The sequence below is a fragment of the Kocuria sp. genome (assembly GCF_030536815.1).
GTDB lineage: Bacteria > Actinomycetota > Actinomycetes > Actinomycetales > Micrococcaceae > Kocuria > Kocuria gwangalliensis.
Window position 1 is genome coordinate 1 of record NZ_JAUNPE010000122.1, and the last position, 6,502, is coordinate 6,502.

The window sequence follows — 6,502 nt, forward strand, 5'->3', positions numbered from 1 at the left end:
AGCAGTTCCGCGTTGACCCGGTCGTCCAACACGGTGAACTGCACGTAGTAGCTGACGAATCCGGCTATGAGCAGGCCACCGGCCATGAAGGCGAGCATCGTGGATAGGATGCGCACTCGCACGGACCGCGAGGAGAGGTCCTTGTTGAATGGGCCCTTCACGGTCACCTTCCGATGCGTCGATGCCAGGGCTACGCGCAGCGTCCCGCGGGACAGCGGTTACTCCGTGGCGCGTCCCCGTTTCCAGTACCCCATGAACGATATGTCAGTTTTCGGTACCCCGTGTGACACGCACAGCCGGCGCAAGGATTTCACAGCGGACGATTCCGCGGCCAGGAACCAGTACGGGCCGTGTCCGGCGGCGTCTGCGGTGGCCCACACGAAGTCCCCGGTGTCCTCTTCCCGTTCCTCGACCGTGGACGACGCCGCGTGGCGCGCCGTTGCCGCCGGACCCTTGAGTTGCCGCCCCACCCACGACTCCAGGAGCTCGTTGCGAGTGGCCGATTCACCCCGATCCAGCCACGTCCAGGTCAGTTCGGTTCCGCTGCGCAGGGTGACCCGGATGTCCCCGTTGGTCATGACCCCGCGGGACAGTGCCGCCGGCCCGGCCGGCAACGTGGCATCCCCGTGAGAGGGGACCTCCACGGCCACGTGCAGTGTTTGGGGCGCACCGGTACCGGGCACGGAATCACTACCGAGCGAAATGGACTGGTCCACGCAGTCGACAATGGCTGCCGCGGCCGGCAAGGCCGTTTCGTCCCCGGCGAAGACCACCCGATTGTTACCGGCCCGGTGTTCGTCCCAGCAGGCCCACCAGTTCCCGGTGGCCGAAGGGACCAGCAGCTGCACCGTGTCCGCGGGCGCCAGTTCGGAACCCCACCGGGCGCCGGGGCCCAGCCCACCGTGTACTTCGTCCTCGTGCACCACCACGTCGAGGTCCATTTCCGGAACCTCGCCCTGCGCCGTGGTCACGACACGCGCGTCACGCAGCGTATAGGTTCGGATCCAGCCGCGCTCGGTTTCGGGCCGAGACAGGAACTCCTGCCGCCACCGACTCAGGTCCGAGGTGTCCACGCGCACGTGGTCGTGGCCGGGCGCGGGGATCACCACCTTGAAGTACGCGTCCGCGCGCGGCCCGGGACCGGACTTGCCCCACGGCAGCGTCCTCAGTTCCGCCCCCGCCACACTGACCCGGACCAGGTGCTCCCCCACCATCTCGGTGCGGGTCACGCGGCTCATGACGGCTTGGATATCAGACATTCATACCTTCCTCGGTCGCGGTCTGCGCCGGCCCAGCGATCGCCGACGACGCCGCGCGGCGGGTTCGCGCCGGAACCACCAGTCGGGCATCGGATTCGGGATCGTGCAGTACCCGGGCCGACATTCCGAAGACCTCACTGACCGTGTGATCGGTCATGACGTCCTCCGCGGTTCCCGAGGCCAGGACCGTCCCGGATTTGATCGCTACCAGTTGGTCCGCGTATCGGGCGGCCATGTTCAACTCGTGCAGCACCATGACCAGGGTGATCCCGCGTTGGCCTTGCAGATCCGCCAGAATGTCCAGGACCTCCACCTGGTGCGCGATGTCCAGGTACGTGGTCGGTTCGTCCAGCAACAGCACATCCGTCTGCTGCGCCAATGACAATGCGATCCACACGCGTTGGCGTTGACCGCCGGAGAGTTCGGTGACCTGCCGGTCCAGGTAACTGTCCAGGCCGGTCAGGTCCACGGCCTCCGCCACGGCTTGGTCGTCGCTGGCACGCCAGCGCCCGAAAGCACCGCGATGCGGGTGACGCCCGCGTGAAATCAGGTCCAGCACGGTGACACCCTCGGGCGCCACCGGATCCTGCGGCAGGAATCCGACGCGCCGGGCGAACTGCGTGCGTGACCACTTCCCGGTGTCCTCGCCGCCCAGGAGCACTTCACCGTGGGACGGTTTGAGCTGGCGGGCAATGGTCTTGAGCAGCGTGGACTTTCCGCAGCCGTTGGCACCCACCAGCACCGTCACGGCACCGCGGGGGATGTCCAGGGAAATCTCGCTCAGGACGGGCCCCGCTCCGTAGTCCGCCGTGAGATTACGGATCTGCAATGACACGGCCCCCGGCACGGCCGGACCCCGGGTCGCGGAGGTGGCGGGCGGCGTCGTCGACGACGAGCTTGCGGACGCGTCCCGCGCGTCGATCAACGAATGGTCGGAGAGTTTCATGACTCAGCCTTTCCTCGGCCGATCAACAGCCACAACAGGACGGGTGCGCCGGCTGCCGCCGTGACGACACCCACGGGCAGGGACAACCCGGGGATGGCCTCGGCGGCAATGTAATCGGAGACCACCATGAGCAGCGCACCCACGAGGGCCGCGTGATGCGCCAGCCCGGCACCTCCGGCCAGGCCGCGCGCAATGGGGGCCGCCATGAACGCGACGAACGCCACGGGCCCGACCACGGACGCGGCCACTGCCACGAACACCACGGCGAGCGCGAGCGCGGTCAACCGCACGGGAACAACGGGCACACCCAGCCCGGAGGCCAAGTGGTCACCGGTGCCCATTGCGTCGACGGACGGGGTCAGCAGCGCGCACAGCGGCAGCAGAATAATAAGTGCGATACCCACCAGGGCGATGTCGGCCCAGCGCGCGGAGTTCAGCGACCCCGTCAACCACTGCAGGGCTTCCTGGGCCTCATAAATACTGGATCGTGTGAGCACGCCGTTGATGCCGGCCGTGGTCAGGGTCCCGGCGGCGACACCGGTGAGCACCAGGCGCCCGATGTTCGCCCTGGTTCCGCCGGCGGCAAGGATCACCGCGGTCATGAGCACAAAGGCTCCGGCCAGGGAACTGGCGGTCACGGCCGCGCCCGACAGGCCACCCACGGTGATGGCCACGACCGCGGCCAGGCCCGCCCCGAAGGAGACACCCATGATGTCCGGGGACGCCAGCGGATTGCGCAGCACCCGTTGGAAGAGGTGCCCGCCCAATCCAAAGCAGATACCCGTCAGGATCCCCAGGATCGTGTGCGGCAGGGTCACGTCCCACACGATGTAGCTCGCGGGACCCTCGTAGGTCCCCGCGAGCACGGAGACCAGGTCAGGGACGGACACCACGTACTTACCCAGTGCAATGCGGGCGAACGAGCAGATCACCAGGGCAACGCACAGGGCGAGGGTGACCCCGCGCAACCTGCGGTGGGTGCGGCGTCGTCCGGTGCGGACCTTCTCGACCGTGTCCGATACGGGCTGTGTTGCCACGGGACGGGTGGTCACTGTCTGGCTCACGCGGTCACCACTCCCCTGCGGCGCACAATGGCCACCAGGGCCGGCGCGCCGATGATCACCAACGCGATGCCCACCTGCAACTCGCGATCCGGGAGCGCAATGCGTGCCACGGTGTCCGCGAGCAAGACGACCGCGGGCCCGGCCAGCATGCACGCGGGGATCACGCGCCGATAGGACACACCCACAAAGGCGCGCACGGCATGGGGCACGAGCAACCCGCAGAAGACGAGCGGACCGGCCAGAGCGGTGGAGGTACCGGCGAGCAGCACCACGGCCACACCGGCGAGCAACCGGATGAGCGCGGGGTGGGCGCCGAGTCCGCGGCCCAGTGCATCGCCCAGGCTGAGGGTGTCCAGGGAACCACCCAGCGGCCACGCAACCACCAGGCCGATCAGGACCACGGGGGCAGCCAGCAGCAAGAACGTGCCGTCGGGACGCGCAAGATCCCCCACCTGCCAGGAGCGGAACGAGTTGAAGGTCGCCTGGTCGCTGAGCAGCATGGCGCTCGTGAGCGCCCCCAGGCCCGCGGAGATCGCCGCGCCCGTCAGCGCGAGGGTCACGGGCCGGGCACCGCCCTTGGCCACCGTGGCCAGCCCGTAGACGAGCAGCATGGCCGCCGCGGATCCCGCCGCGGCCAACCAGAGTTGGGAACCGGGAGAGACCAGTCCCCCCAGAACCGCACCCGCGACCACGGCGCACGCGGCCCCCGCGGTGAGCCCCAGAATCCCGGGATCACCCAGCGGATTGCGCGTGGCGCCCTGCAGGAGCGCTCCGGCGACGGCCAGTGCCGCCCCCGTGAGCACCCCCGCGGCGGTACGCCACACGCGGGACTGCACCACGGCGGCGTCGAGCGCGGGGACACCGGTGGTTGCGAGGTCCCCGGTGAACACCCCCGGCAGCACCCGCCACGTGATGGACGGGTCGATGGGGCGGGTACCCACCAGCACGGAAACCACCACGGTCACCGCGAGCAGAGCCGCCAAGACCGGCCAGACACGCGAGCGCGTCCGTCCGGCGGTCTGGCTGCTGCGCTGCGGGGCGGCGACCCCGGCTTGTGCGCTCACGAGGACTGCATCCCCAGGGCTCCCTTAATGGCGGGGATGTGGACGTCCAGCGCGTAGGGGATGGACAGCGGTGAGGTCACGGACCCGGCCAGAACGTCCTGCTTGTTCGTGAAGAAGATGGCCTGATCCTTGGCGACCGCGGGGATCGCGCGCAGGATCGGGTCCTCCTTGAACTTCTGGACCGCCTCATCGTCCTCGGCGGCGCTGATGAACAGGTCGCTGTCGAGCTCGTCCGCGCGTTCTTGCGGCCATTCGCGCCAGAACTCGTCCTCGGAAATGTTGTCGGTCACCACCGCCGGCAATGTCAGGCCCAGCTCCTCGTAAAACCGCGGGCGCCCGTCGCCGGGCCCGTAGAACCCGAGGTTTCCGGACACGTCCCCGTAAATGAAGGTCTTGCCCTTGGCGTCTCCCAGTTCCTCCGAACGGCTGGCGATGAGTGCCTCGGCGTCCTCGACCAGCGTGTCGCCCGCCTCGGAACGCCCCAGGGCCTGAGCGACCAGCCGCTGCTGGTCCTGCCAGGCGTTGACCCACGGGCCCGTGGGATAGGCCACCACGGGGGCGATCTTCGCGAGCCGGTCGTAATCCTCCTGGGTGATCCCCGAGTTCACCGCCACGATCAGGTCGGGGCTCAGTTCCGCGACCGCGGAGAAGTTCGTTCCGTCCGATTCGTCGTACTGCTCCGGTTGCTCCGCGCCCAGGCGGGAGACGGCCTCGTCGAACCAGTCCGTGGAGCCGTTGGCGTTGCCGCCCCACGCAACCGTGACGATGCCCACGGGCATCACCCCCAGGGCGGCCACGAAGTCCTGGTTGCTGCTGGCCCCCACGGTCACCACGCGCTGGGGTTCGGCGTCCACGGTAGTGGTACCCAGGGCGTGCTCGACCTTCACGGGGAAGGAGTCGGTGGGCGACGACGACGCCGTGGCGCCCGGCTGGGTCACTTCATCGCCCCCGCGTGAGCCGGTTGAGCACGCGGCCAGGCCCATGAGCGAAGCAAGTGCCAGGCCGGAGCCGAGCAGGCGGCGCCGGGTTACGGCGGGCGTGTGGGCGGGGTGTGACGATGCGTGCACTGTGGCTCCTCGAACAGTCCAATTAGATCAGGTTAGCCTAACCTAAATTACTGGAGCGGGTTCTGACAACATGAGTGCGGGCCCCGACGACACATTCTCGTCGGGGCCCGTTCACTACATCGTTTCAGCGTCAGGATTGCGTGCGAATCATCTTGTGAATGGCCGCCTGCGCCACCGGCTTCACGGTGAGGGTGTCGATGTTGACGTGGTGCGGTAGCTCCACGGCGAACGCGAGCACCTCGGCCACATCGGCACCGGTGAGCGGCTTCTCCACGCCGGCGTAGACCTTGTCCGCGGCTTCCTGATCGCCGCCCAGGCGCATCAGCGAGAACTCGGGGGTGTGCACCAGGCCGGGAGCCACCTCGACCACGCGCACGTTGTGTTCGGCTTCCTCCAAGCGCAGTGCTTCGGTCATGGAGCGCTCGGCGTACTTGGCGGCGTTGTACCCGGCGCCACCCTCGTAGGCGCGGAAGGCGGCCAGCGAGGTCAGGTTGACCACGGTGCCCTCGCCGTTCTCGCGCAAGGTTGGCAGGAACGCCCGGGTCACCCGCAGGGTGCCCATGACGTTGACCTGGAACATCCAGTTCCAGTCCTCTTCCTTGGCGTCAAGGATCTTGTCGGTGCCGCGCGCGCCACCGGAGATGTTGAGCACGGCATCCACGGTCTTCTGTTCGGACAGCACCGTGTCCCGCAGGGCATCGACCTGGGCCGGATCCGTGATGTCCGTGGGCGCGGCAATAGCGCCGGTGCGCTGGGCGAGGTCTTCGAGCCGGTCCGCGCGGCGTGCCACGGCGTACACGGTCCAGCCGCTGTTGCGCAGCCGTTCCACGGTGGCCTCACCGATGCCGGTGGAGGCTCCGGTGACCACGGCCACCTTGCCGTTGCCGACGGGCTTGGGGTTGTCATAGGTGCTCTGTATGTTGTGGGTCATACCCGCCACGGTAGTCGCCCGATTTATCCAGGGGAAATACTCAGTCACAATGGATTAGGACGTTTGAGACTCCGCGCCGGCCCGATCGCGCGCGGAGGGCATGAGAGACTGGGGCACATGGCACAACATCTTGAGGGTACAGACACGCCCAATTTCACTGACAACGCTGCG

At 68.1% G+C, this 6,502-nt stretch carries 6 protein-coding genes; all 6 read right to left on the reverse strand.

Going from position 1 to position 6,502, the window contains the following annotated elements:
- Window positions 1–218 precede the first annotated feature (218 nt).
- The 6 genes from Q4E95_RS10160 to Q4E95_RS10185 all read right to left on the reverse strand — a co-directional run bounded on the left by Q4E95_RS10160 (window position 219) and on the right by Q4E95_RS10185 (window position 6,331).
- On the reverse strand, window positions 219–1,259 hold the full coding sequence (locus Q4E95_RS10160) for a siderophore-interacting protein (RefSeq protein ID WP_303383197.1): 1,041 nt from the start codon (window positions 1,257–1,259) through the stop codon (window positions 219–221).
- Entirely contained in the window at window positions 1,252–2,205 is a 954-nt protein-coding gene (locus tag Q4E95_RS10165) for an ABC transporter ATP-binding protein (RefSeq protein ID WP_303383198.1), read from the reverse strand. The genes Q4E95_RS10160 and Q4E95_RS10165 overlap by 8 nt, the downstream gene beginning before the upstream one ends.
- Complete coding sequence (locus Q4E95_RS10170; RefSeq protein ID WP_303383199.1) at window positions 2,202–3,269, reverse strand: iron chelate uptake ABC transporter family permease subunit; 1,068 nt, start codon at window positions 3,267–3,269, stop codon at window positions 2,202–2,204. The genes Q4E95_RS10165 and Q4E95_RS10170 overlap by 4 nt, the downstream gene beginning before the upstream one ends.
- The gene (locus tag Q4E95_RS10175; protein WP_303383200.1) at window positions 3,266–4,333 is read right to left on the reverse strand and encodes an iron ABC transporter permease; all 1,068 of its coding nucleotides are present in this window, start codon (window positions 4,331–4,333) and stop codon (window positions 3,266–3,268) included. Before Q4E95_RS10175 ends, Q4E95_RS10170 begins: the two co-directional genes overlap by 4 nt.
- Window positions 4,330–5,400, reverse strand: coding sequence for an iron-siderophore ABC transporter substrate-binding protein (locus Q4E95_RS10180; protein WP_303383201.1), 1,071 nt, complete (start codon window positions 5,398–5,400; stop codon window positions 4,330–4,332). The genes Q4E95_RS10175 and Q4E95_RS10180 overlap by 4 nt, the downstream gene beginning before the upstream one ends.
- 130 nt (window positions 5,401–5,530) lie before the next feature.
- Complete coding sequence (locus Q4E95_RS10185; RefSeq protein WP_303383202.1) at window positions 5,531–6,331, reverse strand: SDR family oxidoreductase; 801 nt, start codon at window positions 6,329–6,331, stop codon at window positions 5,531–5,533.
- Between the last annotated feature and the right edge of the window lie 171 nt (window positions 6,332–6,502).